At 55.8% G+C, this 17,379-nt stretch carries 13 protein-coding genes; 7 read left to right on the top strand and 6 right to left on the bottom strand.

The window, feature by feature from the left end:
* Window positions 1-195 precede the first annotated feature (195 nt).
* From potA to potD, 4 genes are read left to right on the top strand one after another with little or no spacing between them, the layout of a single operon-like run.
* Window positions 196-1,344 carry a spermidine/putrescine ABC transporter ATP-binding protein PotA gene (gene potA, locus ACOTYN_RS17870; protein WP_371886084.1) on the top strand — a complete coding sequence of 383 codons (1,149 nt, stop codon included), beginning with the start codon at window positions 196-198 and terminating at the stop codon, window positions 1,342-1,344.
* The gene (gene potB, locus ACOTYN_RS17865; RefSeq protein WP_071922365.1) at window positions 1,328-2,185 is read left to right on the top strand and encodes a spermidine/putrescine ABC transporter permease PotB; all 858 of its coding nucleotides are present in this window, start codon (window positions 1,328-1,330) and stop codon (window positions 2,183-2,185) included. The genes potA and potB overlap by 17 nt, the downstream gene beginning before the upstream one ends.
* Entirely contained in the window at window positions 2,182-2,973 is a 792-nt protein-coding gene (potC, locus tag ACOTYN_RS17860) for a spermidine/putrescine ABC transporter permease PotC (RefSeq protein ID WP_014883413.1), read from the top strand. The genes potB and potC overlap by 4 nt, the downstream gene beginning before the upstream one ends.
* Window positions 2,970-4,004 carry a spermidine/putrescine ABC transporter substrate-binding protein PotD gene (gene potD, locus ACOTYN_RS17855; RefSeq protein WP_014883412.1) on the top strand — a complete coding sequence of 345 codons (1,035 nt, stop codon included), beginning with the start codon at window positions 2,970-2,972 and terminating at the stop codon, window positions 4,002-4,004. The genes potC and potD overlap by 4 nt, the downstream gene beginning before the upstream one ends.
* Window positions 4,005-4,051: 47 nt before the next feature.
* Here potD and ACOTYN_RS17850 read toward each other — a convergent pair whose 3' ends face one another.
* Window positions 4,052-5,281 carry an EAL and HDOD domain-containing protein gene (locus ACOTYN_RS17850; protein WP_047027473.1) on the bottom strand — a complete coding sequence of 410 codons (1,230 nt, stop codon included), beginning with the start codon at window positions 5,279-5,281 and terminating at the stop codon, window positions 4,052-4,054.
* Window positions 5,282-5,548: 267 nt separating this feature from the next.
* On the opposite strand from ACOTYN_RS17850, the gene ACOTYN_RS17845 reads away from it, so the two are divergent.
* Window positions 5,549-7,450 (top strand): methyl-accepting chemotaxis protein, encoded by a 1,902-nt coding sequence (locus ACOTYN_RS17845; protein ID WP_369796270.1) that lies wholly within the window; start codon window positions 5,549-5,551, stop codon window positions 7,448-7,450.
* Between the two features lie 45 nt (window positions 7,451-7,495).
* Here the strand turns inward: ACOTYN_RS17845 and cobB are convergent, their stop codons facing one another.
* The 5 genes from cobB to lolC are packed head-to-tail and all read right to left on the bottom strand — an operon-like array spanning window position 7,496 to window position 12,434.
* Window positions 7,496-8,317 (bottom strand): Sir2 family NAD+-dependent deacetylase, encoded by an 822-nt coding sequence (gene cobB / locus ACOTYN_RS17840; protein ID WP_332957246.1) that lies wholly within the window; start codon window positions 8,315-8,317, stop codon window positions 7,496-7,498.
* 14 nt (window positions 8,318-8,331) lie between these two features.
* Window positions 8,332-9,243, bottom strand: a complete 912-nt coding sequence (gene nagK, locus ACOTYN_RS17835; protein WP_071922366.1) for an N-acetylglucosamine kinase — start codon at window positions 9,241-9,243, stop codon at window positions 8,332-8,334.
* 53 nt (window positions 9,244-9,296) lie between these two features.
* The gene (lolE, locus tag ACOTYN_RS17830) at window positions 9,297-10,541 is read right to left on the bottom strand and encodes a lipoprotein-releasing ABC transporter permease subunit LolE (protein ID WP_058689747.1); all 1,245 of its coding nucleotides are present in this window, start codon (window positions 10,539-10,541) and stop codon (window positions 9,297-9,299) included.
* Entirely contained in the window at window positions 10,541-11,242 is a 702-nt protein-coding gene (gene lolD / locus ACOTYN_RS17825; RefSeq protein WP_023332716.1) for a lipoprotein-releasing ABC transporter ATP-binding protein LolD, read from the bottom strand. Before lolD ends, lolE begins: the two co-directional genes overlap by 1 nt.
* A complete protein-coding gene (gene lolC, locus ACOTYN_RS17820; RefSeq protein ID WP_014883405.1) occupies window positions 11,235-12,434 on the bottom strand; it encodes a lipoprotein-releasing ABC transporter permease subunit LolC in 1,200 nt (399 codons plus the stop codon). Before lolC ends, lolD begins: the two co-directional genes overlap by 8 nt.
* Window positions 12,435-12,692: 258 nt before the next feature.
* Here lolC and ACOTYN_RS17815 point away from each other — a divergent pair, with 258 nt between their 5' ends.
* Together ACOTYN_RS17815 and mfd are read left to right on the top strand one after the other, a co-directional pair.
* Window positions 12,693-13,766 (top strand): acyltransferase family protein, encoded by a 1,074-nt coding sequence (locus tag ACOTYN_RS17815; protein ID WP_063434341.1) that lies wholly within the window; start codon window positions 12,693-12,695, stop codon window positions 13,764-13,766.
* Window positions 13,767-13,915: 149 nt separating this feature from the next.
* On the top strand, window positions 13,916-17,362 hold the full coding sequence (mfd, locus tag ACOTYN_RS17810) for a transcription-repair coupling factor (RefSeq protein ID WP_332957239.1): 3,447 nt from the start codon (window positions 13,916-13,918) through the stop codon (window positions 17,360-17,362).
* Window positions 17,363-17,379: the final 17 nt, after the last annotated feature.

The following is a 17,379-nucleotide window of genomic DNA, read 5'->3' as shown; positions in this document are numbered from 1 at the left end:
AAGCCAACTTGTCGTCAAAATCGGTGTTGCAAAAACGGGAGTGACCATAGATTCCGTTTATATCGTTCTGCGTTAGTAAATGTAGCTTATGAATCAGTGACAAGGATTGGCGATTCCCGAGGTTTGCCGTAGAATGTCCGCCCTCATTACGAGTCACCAAGGTGGTTACACACAAACCCCGCTTCGGCCTGCTGCCTGAGGCGTCTATATGGGACAGTGCAAAAATTGAATACACAACCCCGTTCTCGTTCACCGCTGGTGCAACTTGAACGAATTCGTAAAAGTTTTGATGGCAAAGAGGTCATTTCCGACCTCAATCTGACCATCAATGACGGCGAGTTTCTTACGCTGCTTGGCCCCTCCGGCTGCGGCAAGACAACCGTACTGCGCCTTATCGCCGGGCTGGAAAGCGTCGATAATGGCCACATCCATCTTGAGAACCAGGACATAACCCAGGTTCCTGCCGAAGAGCGCCACGTCAATACCGTCTTTCAGAGCTATGCCCTGTTCCCTCACATGACCGTGTTTGAGAACGTGGCGTTTGGCCTGCGGATGCAAAAAACGCCGGCCAGCGAGATCCCCCCGCGCGTCACGGAAGCCCTGCGGATGGTGCAGCTGGACGAGTTTGCTCAGCGAAAACCCCACCAGCTCTCCGGCGGTCAGCAGCAGCGCGTGGCCATTGCCCGCGCCGTGGTCAATAAACCGCGCCTGCTTCTGTTAGATGAGTCGCTTTCCGCGCTGGACTACAAACTGCGCAAGCAGATGCAGAACGAGCTGAAGGCGCTACAGCGTAAGCTTGGCATCACCTTTGTCTTCGTCACCCACGACCAGGAAGAGGCGCTGACCATGTCAGACCGTATTGTGGTGATGCGCGATGGCAAAATAGAGCAGGACGGCACGCCGCGTGAAATTTACGAAGAGCCGAAAAACCTGTTTGTTGCCAGCTTCATTGGCGAAATCAATATCTTTAATGCCACGGTGATTGAACGTCTGGACGATCGGCGCGTGCGCGCGAACGTGGAAGGACGTGAATGCAATATCACCGTGAACTTCGCCGTCGAGAAGGGACAAAAACTCAACGTCCTGCTGCGTCCTGAAGATCTGCGTGTCGATGAAATTCACGGTAATACCGAAGCCGAAGGGCTTATCGGCTATATCCGCGAGCGCAATTACAAAGGGATGACGCTGGAGTCCGTCGTCGAACTGGAAAATGGCAAAATGGTAATGGTCAGCGAATTCTTTAACGAGGACGATCCTGACTTCGACCACTCTCTCGACCAGAAAATGGTTATCAACTGGGTAGAAAGCTGGGAGGTTGTACTGGCTGATGAAGAACACAAGTAAATTCCAGAAGGTGGTGATTATCACTATCGTCGGTTGGCTTGTGTTATTTGTCTTTTTACCCAACCTGATGATCATCGCCACCAGCTTTCTGACCCGCGACGATGCCCACTTCGTTAAGCTGGTCTTTACGCTGGACAACTACGCGCGCCTGCTAGACCCGCTCTATTTTGACGTGCTTCTGCACTCGCTGAATATGGCGCTGATTGCTACCGTCGCCTGCCTGCTACTGGGGTATCCTTTCGCATGGTTCATGGCCGGGCTGCCACAAAAGGTGCGCCCGCTGTTGCTGTTTCTGTTGATTGTGCCGTTCTGGACCAACTCGCTGATTCGCATCTACGGGTTAAAAATCTTCCTGAGCACCAAAGGCTACCTCAACGCGTTTCTGCTGTGGCTGGGGGTGATCGATACCCCTGTACGCATCATGTTTACTCCGGGTGCGGTGATTATTGGCCTTGTCTATATTCTGCTGCCGTTTATGGTGATGCCGCTCTACTCCAGCATCGAGAAGCTCGATAAACCGCTGCTGGAAGCGGCAAAAGATCTGGGTGCTAACAAGCTGCAAACCTTTATCCGCATTATCATTCCACTGACCATGCCCGGCATTATCGCCGGTTGTCTGCTGGTGATGCTCCCGGCAATGGGGCTGTTCTACGTTTCAGATCTCATGGGCGGGGCAAAAAACCTGCTGATTGGTAACGTGATCAAGAGCCAGTTCCTGAACATCCGCGACTGGCCGTTCGGATCCGCGACCAGCATTACGCTGACGGTGGTAATGGGGCTGATGCTGCTGGTCTACTGGCGCGCCTCACGGTTGCTGAATAAGAAGGTGGAACTCGAATGATCGGTCGACTGCTTCGCGGCGGTTTTATGACCGCCATTTACGCTTACCTTTATATTCCGATTATCATTTTGATCGTGAATTCGTTTAACAGTTCACGCTTCGGCATCAACTGGCAGGGCTTTACCACCAACTGGTACAGCCTGCTGATGAATAATGACAGTCTGCTGCAGGCCGCTCAGCACTCGCTGACGATGGCGATTTTCTCCGCCACCTTCGCCACGCTGATCGGTTCCCTCACCGCGGTGGCATTGTATCGCTATCGCTTTCGCGGTAAGCCGTTCGTCAGCGGCATGCTGTTTGTGGTAATGATGTCGCCGGATATCGTGATGGCGATTTCGCTGCTGGTGCTGTTTATGCTGCTGGGCATTCAGCTTGGCTTCTGGTCGCTGCTGTTTTCCCACATCACCTTCTGCCTGCCGTTTGTGGTGGTCACCGTCTTTGCACGTCTGAAAGGGTTTGACGTGCGTATGCTTGAGGCGGCGAAAGATCTGGGGGCCAGCGAGATGACCATCCTGCGCAAAATCATTCTGCCGCTGGCGATGCCCGCGGTAGCCGCAGGATGGCTACTCAGCTTTACGCTGTCGATGGATGACGTGGTTGTTTCTTCGTTCGTGACCGGGCCGAGTTACGAAATCCTGCCACTGAAGATCTATTCTATGGTCAAAGTCGGCGTCTCACCTGAAGTGAACGCGCTGGCGACCATTCTGTTGGTGTTTTCGCTGGTTCTGGTGATTGCCAGCCAGATTATTGCTCGTGATAAAACAAAATCTCAGGGGACAATGAAATGAAAAAAATGCTCGCCGCTGCGGCACTGGTACTTGGCATGGGTGCCGCGCACGCTGATGACGGTAAAACGCTCTACTTCTATAACTGGACCGAGTATGTGCCACCGGGCCTGCTGGAACAGTTTACGAAAGAGACGGGCATCAAGGTCATCTACTCGACCTACGAGTCGAATGAAACCATGTATGCCAAGCTCAAAACCTACAAGGACGGCGCATATGATCTGGTGGTGCCGTCTACCTACTTTGTCGACAAAATGCGCAAAGAGGGCATGATTCAGAAGATCGATAAAACGAAGCTCACTCACTTCAACAATCTCGATCCGGAGATGCTCAACAAGCCGTTTGACCCGAATAACGACTACTCCATTCCTTACATCTGGGGCGCAACCGCAATTGGTGTCAACAGCGAGGCTATCGATCCGAAAACCGTTACAAGCTGGGCCGATCTGTGGAAACCGGAATACAAAGGCAGCCTGCTGTTAACCGACGACGCGCGCGAAGTGTTCCAGGTAGCGCTGCGTAAGCTCGGCTACTCCGGCAATACGACGGACCCAAAAGAGATTGAAGCGGCCTATAACGAGCTGAAAAAGCTGATGCCTAACGTGGCGGCATTTAACTCTGATAACCCGGCAAACCCGTATATGGAAGGCGAAGTGAATCTGGGCATGGTGTGGAACGGCTCCGCGTATGTTGCCCGTCAGGCCGGTACGCCGCTGGAGGTAGTGTGGCCGAAAGAAGGCGGGATCTTCTGGATGGATAGCCTCGCGATCCCTGCCAATGCCAAAAACGTGGAGGGTGCGCTGAAGCTGATTAACTTCCTGCTGCGCCCGGACGTGGCGAAACAGGTTGCCGAGACGATTGGCTACCCGACACCGAACCTGGCGGCACGCAAGCTGCTGAAGCCTGAAGTGGCTAACGATAAGTCACTCTATCCGGATGCCGACACCATCAGCAAAGGGGAATGGCAGAATGACGTTGGTGACGCCAGCCGCATCTACGAAGAGTATTACCAGAAGCTAAAAGCGGGCCGATAAACGGCATCGCGCTATTCCTCACGCCGTGCTAACGGCGTGAGGAAGCATTAACTGGCCGCATTCTCGCCAGCCCAAATCGTCGCCCTTCTCATCGCCTCGACCACATCATCATCCGACAGCCCCAGTGCGTGACTCAGTCTTGTCGCTTCCTCCCACTGCTGCTGCTCGTAGTAACAACAGAGTGCGATCATATCAGCTAGCTGCCCCTCCTGATGGCACAGTGCGTTGCTCACGCTCTGCGGCACCGCAATCTGCTTCATCAACTCGGTCATCGGCAGTTCAAGGAGAGTATCCAGCAGCGAGAACAGGCCGCACAGAAAAGCATTTTCAGCCAGCGTCGGTTCGTTTATCGCCTCTGCGATCAATTCGCAGAATTTCCCACGCATCATGCTCAACGGATAAAGCTCGCTGACGGTGTCATTGTCCGCACTCGCCAGGACCACGACGGCAACGAACCGTCTCAGCTGATTCTCCCCAAGATAGCGGAGTACCTCACTTAGGGTTAACTTGCTGAAATTACAGGCACCAACATGTTTAAATGCCGTGTGCTTCATGTAGCGCATAATTTTCCAGGAGAGGGTGAGATCACTTTTTATCAGCGATTCGATAATGCGATAATCAGGTTTATTACGTCCGATTTCCATTTGCAGGCGGAAAATCGCAAGCTGATTTTGCGATAAACGTTTATATTTAATCATCTCCGGACGGCAGAAAAAATAACCCTGAAACAGAGAAAATCCTTCATCTCTGAATCGAATAAATTCCTCTTTAGTCTCAATTTTTTCAGCGAGATATTTTATATGTGCGGTCTCGTTCTTACGCGATGCCAGATACTGTTTAATTTGCGCTAAGGTATAATTTCTGATATCGAATTTCAGAACCGAAATATAAGGTAAAAACGCATCCCATTCCGGAGCGAGGGTGAAATCATCGAGCGCGAAGTGGTAGCCGTGCGCATTCATCTCTCTGACGGCCTGCAACAGCTCAGCCCCCGGAACCGCATCTTCCAGTATCTCAATGACCACGCTCTCTTTATCGAGCGCTTCTCCGCTCCGGTCGATGACCATCCGGGAGGGAAAATTAATAAACGACGTGTGCTCCCCGGCGATCCGTTGCGCGGGTACACATAAAAACTGATCTGATATCATTCTGGATGTCGCATATTCCGCCGAGACATCCGGAAAACGGTTTGTCATTCCCTCTCTGAAGAGCAGTTCATAGGCGACCGTCTTCATCTCCGGGTTAAAAATGGGTTGTCTGGCGATAAATCCGTACATATCCCATCCTCCTCTACCACTTAATATTTATTAGCATCCTCTTTCTACACGACGATAACGAGCATTATCGAGCACTATTTTGATTGAATGCACAAAATAAAAGCATCCACACTAATTAACAGGGTTTATATTCTCAGAATTTAAATTAAATACTCCCGGTACTCTACAGAAAGAGAGTGATATATCCGATAAGTAATATGTGCCTGACCGACACGCACACGATTACGGGAGATAAGAATGCAAAACGCCAAGGTCCGAAGATCAAAAATGAGCGTCAAAACGTTAATGCTATTGTCCATTTTTCTCACCGTGACGGTGGGCTTTACCGCCACGATTGGTTTTATGATGTGGCAGTGGATGGCGCAGCAGGACAGTCTGGCCAAAAAACATATCCGCCAGATTGCTGAGGTGCAGTCTTTGCAGGTCAGTAAGGAGATGGATTCCGCGCTGGCTGCCGCCAGGGATATGGGCAACAGTGCCCTGGCGCTGCGGGATGCGGGCATCTCCGATCGCCAAAGTCTCAACCAACTGCTGATCCATTATCTTGCGGCCCACCCGCAGTTTCTCTCCATGTCGATGGCTTTTGAGCCCAACGCGTTTGACCATCAGGATGCCGCCTTTGCCGGACAGAGCGGAGAGGATCCTGCCGGACGCTATGCCCGCTATGTCGACCGCGATGCCTCTGGCAAACCCGCACTGCACCTGCTGACGGACCTGGAAACACCCGGCAGCGGCGATTATTACCTGCTGCCGAAGCAACGGCAAAAAGAGGTGATCATCGAACCCTATATCTACCCCTACAATGGCGTAGACGTCATGCTTACCTCCATTGCCGCCCCCATTATGGCTGACGGTAAGTTTCTGGGATCGGTCACCTCTGACTTTTCACTCGCCACGCTGCAAGCCATGACTGGGGCAATAAAGCCGTGGAACGGGACTGGCTATGCCCTGCTCCTCTCAGCGGAAAATAAAGTGGTATTCAGCCCGGACAAACTGGCCACCGGAAAACCTTACGCGGGAAAGATAACGGGCCATGATGTCATCCGGGAAAACGATCCACTGCTGAAGGAGGAGGCATTTATTATCTGGCAGGATATTGCAATTGGTAACAGCCAGACGCCGTGGAAGCTGGCCATCGTCACTCCGGTCAGTGAGGTGATGGCCGAGGCGCGTGCATTTTTGCTGAAAGCCATTGTCCTTATGGTGCTCAGTATCGTAGTGGTGAGCCTGGTCATGGCGCAAATCTTTACGCGTAAAGTTGACCGACCGGTGGGTGGCGAACCTTCTGACGCCGCCGGAATTGCCCTGGCCGTCGCCCGCGGGGAGCTGAACAATACAATTCCGGTGCGCGCGGGAGATACTCGCAGTATTTTTTACGCCCTGCACACCATGCAGATGCAGCTCAAACGCATAGTCGACAACATCAGCGATGCCAGCCATTCCGTGCGGGGTGGCACCAGCGAGATTTCGGCAGGTAACCTTGACCTTGCCTCGCGAACCGAGGAGCAGGCAGCAGCGATTGTGGAAACCGCGGCCAGCATGGAAGAGATTTCGGCCACGGTGAAGAATAATGCCGACAATGCGCACAAAGCGACCACGCTGACCGACCGCGCCGCCAGCCTCGCCGGACATGGCGAAACGCTGGTGAACGACGTCGTCACGGTGATCGGCGAGATTGATGACAGCGCACGTAAGATCGGTGAGATCAATAGCATTGTCGATGGCATTGCCTTCCAGACCAATATCCTGGCGCTAAACGCTGCCGTAGAAGCCGCACGGGCGGGTGAGCAGGGACGCGGTTTTGCGGTGGTGGCCGGTGAAGTCCGTAACCTGGCCCAGCGGAGCGCTAACGCAGCAAAAGAGATTTCTCAGCTCATTGCCGAATCGTCTGGCCGCGTCAACAAAGGCGTTGAGCTGGTCAATGAAACCGGCGTGATGATGAAACAGGTTATCGAGGCGGTGTCGCATGTGCATCTGGTGATCAACGATATCGTTCAGGCGCTGGACGAGCAAAATCGGGGGATTAGCCAGGTCAGCACCGCCGTGAATCAGATGGACAGCACAACCCAGCAGAACGCCTCTCTGGTGCAGCAGATCTCAGCCGCGGCGCTCTCACTGGACGAGCAGGCTAAATCGCTGGAGAAGACGCTGGCGTTCTTTCATTCGTAAATCGTCAGGCACCCGCAGGACGGGTGCCTTTTTACACCATTGCCGCTACAGCCCTTTCAGCAGCTTGTCGACAAATTCCGGGACGACCGCGCTTGCCAGACCGTAGTGTTTCTCTTCAAACTCGCTGCCCACCTGGCTTGGCTCCAGATTGAGCTCAACCGTATGGGCGCCGTGCAGTCGCGCTTCGTGAACAAACCCCGCCGCCGGGTAAACATGGCCGGATGTACCAATGGCGATGAACACGTCCGCCATCGCCAGCGCGCTGTAGATATCATCCATCCCCAGGGGCATCTCCCCGAACCACACCACGTGCGGGCGCAGGCGTGCGGGGAACTGACAGCAGTGGCATTTGTCTTCTGGCAGCACGTCCTCTTTCCAGTCCAGCACCTGGCCGCTCCAGGCACAGCGAACTTTGAGCAACTCACCGTGCATGTGGATGATGTTCTTGTTACCGGCTCGCTCATGCAGGTTGTCGATATTCTGCGTCACCAGCAGGAAACGATCCCCCAGCGCCTCTTCCAGCTTCGCCAGTGCCAGATGCGCCGGATTGGGCGCAATCTCAGGCTGCTGCAGCTGGCGACGGCGGGCGTTGTAAAACGCCTGCACGAGTTCCGGATCGCGGGCAAAACCTTCCGGCGTGGCGACATCCTCCACGCGGTGTTCTTCCCACAGTCCGTCCGCCGCGCGGAAGGTTCGAATTCCTGACTCAGCGGAGATCCCCGCCCCGGTCAGCACCAACACTCTGGGTTTATCCATCGCTTCTGGCATCATTCTGTCTCTGAAAAAGATCCGCTGACGCAAGCGCTCACGTAAGCGGCGTTTGTTTTTGCGAAAACGGCTGAGTCGACCCTGGCGACGCGACAGCATAGAAACCTCGTAAACTAATCGGTGAGATGAAGGAATGCGGCTCCGCGCATGCCTCCTGCGTCCCCGTGTCGCGCACGTTCAATACGCGGCACGCGTGCAACCGGCAATAAATGTCGGGGCAAACGCCCGGACAACTGTTCCGTAATCGCAGTGAAGTTTGACAACCCTCCCCCAATCACCAGCAGATCCGGGTCGACGATAGTGAGAATATTTCCCAGACATACCGCCAGCAGATCCAGATAGCACTCAACGTGCTCACGCGCCTGCGCATCCCCTTGCTCCCACAAGGTAATGATTTGAGGGGCCTCAAGTTTCTGATGATAGAAGTGTTCGTAAAGCCATGCAAACCCGCGGCCGGAGAGGTAGTTCTCAATACAGCCGTGCTGGCCGCAGCCGCAGCGGGTCAGCGGAAAATCACGCCCGACAACGTCCAGGGCATCCACCGGCAAGCGGATATGGCCGAACTCACCGGTGATATAGCTACGCCCGGTGATGGGCTTACCGTTGATCACGATCCCTCCGCCGACGCCCGTGCCGAGGATCAGTCCCATGACCAATGGATACTGACGGAATTCATCATCCCAGGCTTCAGAGAGCGCAAAACAGTTGGCATCGTTATCTAAACGCACGTCGCGTTCAAGGCGGGCAGAGAGATCGGCACGCAGCGGTTTGCCGCTGGCAGCAGGTACGTTGGCGGCATACAGCGTGCCGTCGTCGGTTTCGGGCATGCCCGGAATACCAATGCCGACGCTGCCTTTGACGCCAAAGCGTTCATCTGCTTGCGCCACCAGCGTGGCAATGGCGGTTAAAAATTCGTCGTAACTCTCGCGCGGCGTGGGAACGCGCGTTTCCCACTGCAGCCTGAGGTCTTTATCAAATACGCCGAGCGCAATCTTGGTGCCGCCAATATCAAATCCATAATACATAGTGCATTCCTCTTTTGACCTGGCGGCCCAAAAGCCGCTAGATCATGACGTAATTACTGGCCACTTAATACCCTCGCCGGATCAATTCGGCTTGCGCGACGCGCCGGATACCAGCTTGCCAGCAGACTCAGTAAAAGTGCTGTAACCAGCACATAAAAAACGTCCAGCCAGTGCAATTCAGACGGCAGGAAGTCAATAAAATAGATATCACCCGACAGGAACTGGTGACCAATAAGCTTTTCAATGCCGTTAATAATTGGCGTCAACTGCAGGGAAACCACCACGCCAATCACCACGCCACACAGGCTGCCGAACAATCCTGCCAGCAAACCGTACCAGACGAAGATGGCGCGAATAAGACCGTCTTTCGCACCGAGCGTTCTCAGCACGGCAATGTCACCGCTCTTGTCCTTGACTGCCATCACCAGCGTCGAGACGATGTTAAAGCACGCCACACCGATCACCAGCACCATCGCCAGATACATAATCGCGCGGATCATCTGGATATCACGGTACATATACCCGTAAGTGCCGATCCAGCTTTTGATGTAAACATAGTTATTGGTCACGCTGCCCGCGTCGCGTACCAGTTTGTTGGCATTAAAGACGTCGTTCACCTTAATGGCAATGCCCGTCACGCTGTCGCCCATGTCGAGATACTGCCGCGCATCTTCCATCGGCACCATCGCAAAGCTATGGTCAAGCTGACCGCTCAGCTGAAGAATACCGGTGACGTGCAGGCGCACGCGTTTCGGCTGCTGCAATTTGTGATCGGCGCTGGCGTTCGGGATCATGATCGACACCCAGTCGCCCTGCTTCACCTTCAGGGCATCTGCAACGCCTTTGCCCATGATGATCTGCTGCTCGCCGGCCTTAAAGTTTGCCCACGCGCCGTTCTGCACATATTTCGGCAACGCGCTCAGGCGTTCTTCCTGGGCGGGGTTCACCCCTTTCACCTGGATGGCACGCAGGTTTACCCCGCTCTCCACCAGCCCGGTAAAGTTGATATAGGGCGCGGCAGCAGCGATGCCCGGGACGTTCTCTACTTTGTTGAGCGCATCGCTCCAGTGGGTCCAGGGCTGGTTAACCGGCTCGATTTCGCCGTGCGGTACCACCGCCAGAATGCGGTTATTCAGTTCGCGCTCGAAGCCGTTCATGGCGCTCAGGCCGACAATCAACACCGCCACGCCCAGCGCAATACCGATGGTCGAGATGACGGAGATGAGCGACACCATGCCGCCGCGACGGCGACCGCGGCTAAAGCGTAACCCGATGAGTAACGATAACGGTGAAGCCATTACTCCGCTCCCATCAGGGTCAGTTCTGCATTCAGATGACCGTCACGCATTTCAAGCTGGCGCCCCATGCGTTTTGCCAGCTGCAGATCGTGGGTGACCACCAGAAACGCGGTGCCCTGCGAGGCGTTAAGTTCACCCAAAAGCTGGAAAATACTGTCCGCATTACGCGCATCCAGGTTACCGGTCGGTTCATCCGCCAGCACCAGACGCGGGTTGTTGACCAACGCACGGGCAATGGCCACGCGCTGACGTTCTCCGCCAGAAAGCTCCGACGGACGGTGATTGCCACGGTGACCCAGCCCTACTGCGTTCAGCATGTCGCTGGCGCGGGCGTTAATTTCTGCCGGTTTCTTTTTGCCAATCAGCAACGGCATCGCCACGTTTTCCAGCGCCGTGAAATCCGGCAGCAGGTGATGGAACTGGTAGATAAAGCCCAGCTCGCGATTACGCAGCTCGGCCTTCGCCGCTGAGGACATTTTGCTCATCGGCTGACCGGAAAAAATCACGTCGCCGCTGGTTGGGGTATCCAGCCCGCCCAGCAGGTGCAGCAGCGTACTTTTGCCCGAGCCGGAGCTGCCGACAATCGCCATCATCTCGCCTTCGCCCACGCTGAAGCTCACATTGTGCAGCACGTCGGTCTGCACAGCGCCTTCCTGATAGCGTTTGGACAGGTTGTCGCATTGCAACAGGATCTTATTCATAACGTAAAGCCTCAGCGGGTTGAGTGGCGGCAGCGCGCCAGGAAGGATAAAGCGTCGAAAGCAGCGCAATGGCCATCGCGGCCAGCGCAATACCGATAACCTGCAGCGGCTCGATAGCCACCGGCAGCGCCGCGCCATCAAGCAGCGCGCCGATGATCGGCATTAAATTATTAAGCTGGCTGGCAAGCAGAGCGCCGAGCCCCGCCCCCAGCAGCGCGCCGATAATGCCGGCGCTGGCACCCTGCACCATAAAGACCGCCATGATCTGGCGCGGCGTGAGCCCCTGGGTTTGCAGGATGGCGACCTCGCCTTGCTTTTCCATCACCATCAGACCCAGCGAGGTGATGATGTTAAAAGCGGCCACGGCCACAATCAGGCTCAACAGCAGCCCCATCATGTTTTTTTCCATACGCACGGCCTGGAACAGTTCGCCTTTACGTTCGCGCCAGTCCTGCCATTTGGTGCCGTCCGGCAGTTTTTGCTGGCTGAGGGTATCAACCTTCAGCGGCGCGTCGAGCCACAGGCGCCAGCCCGTGATGTTCCCTGCCGGGTAACGCATCAGGCGCGAAGCATCCTGAATGTTAACCAGCATCTGATAACCATCGACTTCGCTGTTGGCGGCAAAGGTACCAATTACGTTAAACAGGCGCTGGCTTGGCAGGCGCCCCATCGGCGTAAACTGACTGGCAGAGGGCACCATCACACGCAGCTGGTCGCCACGGTTGACGCCAAGCTGGCCGGCAAGCTGCTCACCCAGAATAACGTTGTATTTTCCGGCGGCCAGATCGGTCTGCTTCACGTTAACCAGGTACGGCGTCAGCGGATCGTTTTGTGCAGGGTCAATACCCAGCATGACGCCGACCGCCACGCTGCGGGCGCTTTGCAGCACCACGTCGCCAGTTGTTAACGGCGCAACGCGCGTGACACCCTGTAACTTCGCCGCGCTTTCCGGCAGCTGTTGCGGGTTCAGCGAACCGTTGGTGGAGGAGAGAACGGCCTGCGGCATCAGCCCCAGGATGTTGTTTTGCAGCTCGCGCTCGAAGCCATTCATGACGGAAAGGACCGTCACCAGTGCCATCACGCCGAGCGTAATGCCAATAGTCGAAAGCCAGGAGACAAAGCGACCGAAGCGGTCCGCGGCGCGCCCACGCATGTAACGTAAGCCTATGAAGAGTGCGACAGGTTGATACATGAAATCCGTCTGTTTGCTGATAGCAGACCCACGAGTATATAAGCGAATCCGTTAAGCGTAAATGACTGAAACCGTAAGCTTTGGTAATCATTTTTCTGAAAAATTCAGATAAATCAGCGTGCTATTGTCTGAATTGTCGCCTCGCAACCTCCACCTTTTCCGAAAAACCTCCTGATACAGACTGTTACCCGTTACATCCCGGTTTCATTTCACAACAATTGCTCGTTCGTTTATGGCAATTTAAGGTAGTCGCGAACAATGAAGCAAAAAGCATTATGGATTAACCAGATAAAAGGGCTGTGTATCTGCCTGGTGGTTATCTATCATTCGGTCATCACCTTTTATCCGCACCTGAGCGGGCTGCAACACCCGCTATCCGGCCTTCTCGCGAAATGTTGGGTCTATTTTAATCTCTACCTCGCCCCATTCCGCATGCCGGTATTCTTCTTTATCTCCGGCTATCTGATCCGTCGTTATATCGATGAGGTGAACTGGCGAACCAGTCTCGACAAACGGATCTGGAGCATTGTCTGGGTTCTGGTCCTGTGGGGGATTCTGCAATGGCAGGCATTGACCCACCTGAATGCCTGGCTGGCGCCCGATCGTGAGCTTGCCACCTCCTCGAACGCGGCCTACGCCGATTCCCTCTCAGGATTTGTACGCGGTATGCTCACCGCCAGCACCAGCCTGTGGTATCTGTATGCTCTGGTCGTCTACTTCACGCTGTGTAAACTACTGAGCCGCTGGAAGCTACCGGTGCTCGGGCTGCTGGCACTGGCGAGCGTCGCGATCAACTTCCTGCCGTTGCCGTGGTGGGGAATGAACAGCGTAGTACGCAACATGATCTACTACAGCCTCGGAGCGTGGTATGGCGCAGAGCTGATGGCGTGGATGAAAAGTTTTAACCTGCGCCGCACGTGGCTGGCGACAGGCGCGTTCGCCGCCGTCTCCGTGGTGCTGTGGTTTGCTAACGTTCCTCTCCTGCTTTCCCTGCTGTCGATTGTGTTGATCATGAAGCTTTTCTACGGTATTGAGCAGCGTTACGCCGTGCATCCCAACAATCTGCTGAACGTGATTGGCTCCAACACCATTGCGATCTATACCACCCACCGCATCCTCATTGAGGCCTTCAGCCTGTTCCTGATTGGCGAGATGAATGCCGCATACTGGCCGGTCTGGGCAGAGCTGGGCTTAATTCTGGTCTATCCGTTTGCCAGCCTGCTTATCTGCACCCTTGCCGGGCTCGGGGTGCGCAAACTCTCCACCGCGCTGTTTGGCGATCTTTTCTTCTCTCCTCCGTCAACGCTCTCCCTGTCACCGTCCACCCGCTAATGCCCTCTCCGCCCCCGTTTTGGGGGCGGAAAGTGACCCCGTGCGGTTACAATTTGCTTATGTAAAACGATCGAGGATAATAAAGACATTGCGTATCAGTGATATGCCCCAATACTGTTGGTATATCCATAAGAGACTCTGACATAGCCATGCCTGAACACTATCGTTATTCCTTGCCTGTCAAAGCGGGCGACCAGCGCCAGTTGGGTGAACTTACGGGCGCGGCGTGCGCCACGCTGGTGGCAGAAATTGCTGAGCGACACCCCGGCCCGGTGGTGCTTGTTGCCCCGGATATGCAAAATGCCCTGCGCCTGCACGACGAAATCCGCCAGTTCACCGATAGCCTGGTGTTCAGCCTGGCCGACTGGGAAACGCTGCCGTATGACAGCTTCTCTCCGCATCAGGAGATCATCTCCTCGCGCCTGTCGACGCTCTACCAACTGCCGACCATGCAGCGCGGTGTGCTGATTGTGCCGGTAAATACCCTGATGCAGCGCGTCTGTCCGCACAGCTATCTGCATGGTCATGCGCTGGTGATGAAAAAAGGCCAGCGCCTGTCCCGTGATGCCCTGCGCGAGCAGCTTGACGGTGCCGGCTATCGCCATGTCGATCAGGTGATGGAGCACGGGGAATACGCAACCCGCGGCGCGTTGCTTGACCTTTATCCCATGGGCAGCGACCAGCCGTATCGTCTCGATTTCTTCGATGATGAAATCGACAGCCTGCGCGTGTTCGACGCCGACACCCAGCGCACGCTGGAGGAAGTAGAGTCCATTAACTTACTGCCCGCGCATGAATTCCCGACGGACAAAACTGCCATCGAACTGTTCCGCAGCCAGTGGCGCGATAAGTTCGAGGTCAAGCGTGATGCCGAGCACATCTATCAGCAGGTCAGCAAAGGCACGCTCCCGGCCGGGATCGAATACTGGCAGCCGTTGTTCTTTAACGAGCCGCTGCCTGCCCTGTTCAGCTACTTCCCGACAAATACGCTGATTGTGAACACCGGCGATATCGACGCCAGCGCCAGCCGTTTCGAAAGCGAAACCCACGCCCGCTTCGAAAACCGGGGCGTTGACCCGATGCGTCCGCTGCTGCCGCCGGAAGCGCTGTGGCTGCGTACCGACGAACTCAATGCGGAGCTGAAGCGCTGGCCGCGGATCCAGCTCAAAACCGATTCGCTTGCCGATAAGGCCGCCAACACCAACCTCGCCTTCCGGACGCTGCCGGACCTGGCCGTACAGGCGCAGCAGAAATCGCCGCTGGATAATCTGCGCAAGTTCCTGGAGTCCTTTACCGGCCCGGTGGTGTTCTCCGTTGAGAGTGAAGGCCGCCGCGAAGCACTCGGCGAGCTGCTGGGGCGAATAAAAGTTGCGCCGAAACGCATTCAGCGCCTGAGCGACGCGGCCGGAAACGGCCGTTATCTGATGATTGGTGCCGCCGAACACGGGTTTATTGATACGCTCAACAACCTGGCGCTGATTTGCGAAAGCGATCTGCTGGGCGAGCGCGTCGCGCGGCGCCGTCAGGACAGCCGTCGAACCATTAACCCGGACACGCTGATCCGTAACCTGGCCGAACTGCATCCGGGCCAGCCGATTGTTCACCTGGAGCATGGCGTTGGGCGCTATCAGGGAATGACCACGCTGGAAGCCGGCGGCATCAAAGGTGAATACCTGATGCTGACCTACGCCAACGACGCCAAACTGTATGTTCCGGTGTCATCCCTGCATCTGATCAGCCGATACGCGGGTGGCGCGGAGGATAACGCCCCGCTGCACAAACTGGGCGGCGATGCCTGGGCTCGCGCGCGCCAGAAAGCGGCGGAGAAAGTACGCGACGTGGCGGCCGAGCTGCTGGATATCTACGCCCAGCGCGCGGCCAAAGAGGGCTTCGCCTTTAAGCATGATAAAGAGCAGTACCAGCTGTTCTGCGACAGTTTCCCGTTTGAAACCACGCCGGACCAGGCCCAGGCCATCAACGCCGTACTGAGCGACATGTGCCAGCCGCTGGCGATGGACCGCTTAGTCTGCGGCGACGTCGGCTTCGGCAAAACCGAAGTGGCGATGCGCGCCGCCTTCCTGGCGGTTGAAAACAACAAGCAGGTGGCGGTGCTGGTGCCGACCACCCTGCTCGCCCAGCAGCACTTCGACAACTTCCGCGACCGTTTCGCCAACTGGCCGGTGCGCATTGAGATGCTGTCACGTTTTCGCAGCGCCAAAGAGCAGACGCAGATCCTCGAACAGGCAAGCGAAGGCAAAATCGATATTCTGATCGGTACGCACAAGCTGCTGCAAAGCGACGTGAAGTGGAAAGATCTGGGGCTGCTGATCGTCGACGAAGAGCACCGCTTCGGGGTGCGTCACAAAGAGCGGATCAAAGCGATGCGCGCCGACGTCGATATTCTGACCCTGACCGCAACGCCAATTCCGCGTACGCTGAACATGGCGATGAGCGGCATGCGCGATCTGTCGATTATCGCCACACCACCGGCGCGTCGTCTGGCGGTGAAAACCTTTGTCCGCGAGTACGATAATCTGGTGGTACGCGAGGCGATCCTGCGTGAGGTACTGCGCGGGGGCCAGGTTTATTATCTTTATAACGACGTTGAAAATATCCAGAAAGCCGCGGACAGGCTGGCCGAACTGGTACCGGAAGCGCGTATTGCCATCGGCCACGGGCAGATGCGCGAGCGCGAGCTGGAGCGGGTGATGAACGACTTCCACCACCAGCGCTTTAACGTACTGGTGTGTACCACCATCATTGAAACCGGCATTGATATCCCGACGGCGAATACCATCATTATTGAGCGTGCGGATCACTTTGGTCTGGCGCAGCTTCATCAGCTGCGCGGTCGCGTTGGGCGTTCGCATCATCAGGCTTACGCCTGGCTGTTGACCCCGCATCCGAAAGCGATGACCACCGACGCGCAAAAGCGTCTGGAAGCCATCGCCTCGCTGGAAGACCTCGGTGCAGGCTTTGCGCTGGCCACGCACGATCTCGAGATCCGTGGTGCCGGCGAACTGCTGGGCGAGGATCAGAGCGGCTCCATGGAAACCATCGGCTTCTCGCTCTATATGGAGCTGCTGGAAAACGCGGTTGATGCCCTGAAGGCCGGACGCGAGCCGTCGCTGGAAGATCTCACCAGCCAGCAGACCGAGGTCGAGTTGCGTATGCCGTCCCTGCTGCCGGATGATTTCATTCCTGATGTGAATACCCGCCTGTCATTCTACAAACGCATTGCCAGCGCGAAGAATGAAAATGAGCTGGAAGAGATCAAAGTGGAACTGATTGACCGCTTTGGCCTGCTGCCCGATGCGGCGAGAAATCTGCTGGATATCGCGCGGCTGCGCCAGCAGGCGCAGAAGCTGGGGATCCGCAAACTTGAAGGTAATGAAAAAGGCGGCGTCATTGAATTCGCCGAGAAGAACCACGTCAACCCGATGTGGCTGATTGGCCTGCTGCAAAAACAGCCGCAGTATTTCCGCCTGGATGGGCCAACCCGTCTGAAATTTACCCAGGAGCTGGCGGATCGCAAAACCCGTATGGACTGGGTGCGTAACTTTATGCGACAGCTCGAAGAGAACGCGGTCGCGTAATCTGACCTCCCCCGTTA

It is taken from the genome of Enterobacter cloacae complex sp. IR5458, from assembly GCF_049238025.1.
GTDB classification, from domain to species: Bacteria; Pseudomonadota; Gammaproteobacteria; order Enterobacterales; family Enterobacteriaceae; genus Enterobacter; species Enterobacter kobei.
Note: the sequence above shows the minus strand (reverse complement) of the source record. Positions and strands in the feature narration are given on the sequence as shown.

What these genes read in the sequence shown, in the direction of transcription:
- potB (WP_071922365.1), top strand. Translation starts at nt 1,328, where the DNA reads ATGAAGAACACAAGTAAATTCCAGAAGGTGGTGATTATCACTATCGTC.
- potC (WP_014883413.1), top strand. Translation starts at nt 2,182, where the DNA reads ATGATCGGTCGACTGCTTCGCGGCGGTTTTATGACCGCCATTTACGCT.
- potD (WP_014883412.1), top strand. Translation starts at nt 2,970, where the DNA reads ATGAAAAAAATGCTCGCCGCTGCGGCACTGGTACTTGGCATGGGTGCC.
- ACOTYN_RS17850 (WP_047027473.1), bottom strand. Translation starts at nt 5,281, where the DNA reads ATGTACGGATTTATCGCCAGACAACCCATTTTTAACCCGGAGATGAAG.
- ACOTYN_RS17845 (WP_369796270.1), top strand. Translation starts at nt 5,549, where the DNA reads ATGAGCGTCAAAACGTTAATGCTATTGTCCATTTTTCTCACCGTGACG.
- cobB (WP_332957246.1), bottom strand. Translation starts at nt 8,317, where the DNA reads ATGCTGTCGCGTCGCCAGGGTCGACTCAGCCGTTTTCGCAAAAACAAA.
- nagK (WP_071922366.1), bottom strand. Translation starts at nt 9,243, where the DNA reads ATGTATTATGGATTTGATATTGGCGGCACCAAGATTGCGCTCGGCGTA.
- lolE (WP_058689747.1), bottom strand. Translation starts at nt 10,541, where the DNA reads ATGGCTTCACCGTTATCGTTACTCATCGGGTTACGCTTTAGCCGCGGT.
- lolD (WP_023332716.1), bottom strand. Translation starts at nt 11,242, where the DNA reads ATGAATAAGATCCTGTTGCAATGCGACAACCTGTCCAAACGCTATCAG.
- lolC (WP_014883405.1), bottom strand. Translation starts at nt 12,434, where the DNA reads ATGTATCAACCTGTCGCACTCTTCATAGGCTTACGTTACATGCGTGGG.
- ACOTYN_RS17815 (WP_063434341.1), top strand. Translation starts at nt 12,693, where the DNA reads ATGAAGCAAAAAGCATTATGGATTAACCAGATAAAAGGGCTGTGTATC.
- mfd (WP_332957239.1), top strand. Translation starts at nt 13,916, where the DNA reads ATGCCTGAACACTATCGTTATTCCTTGCCTGTCAAAGCGGGCGACCAG.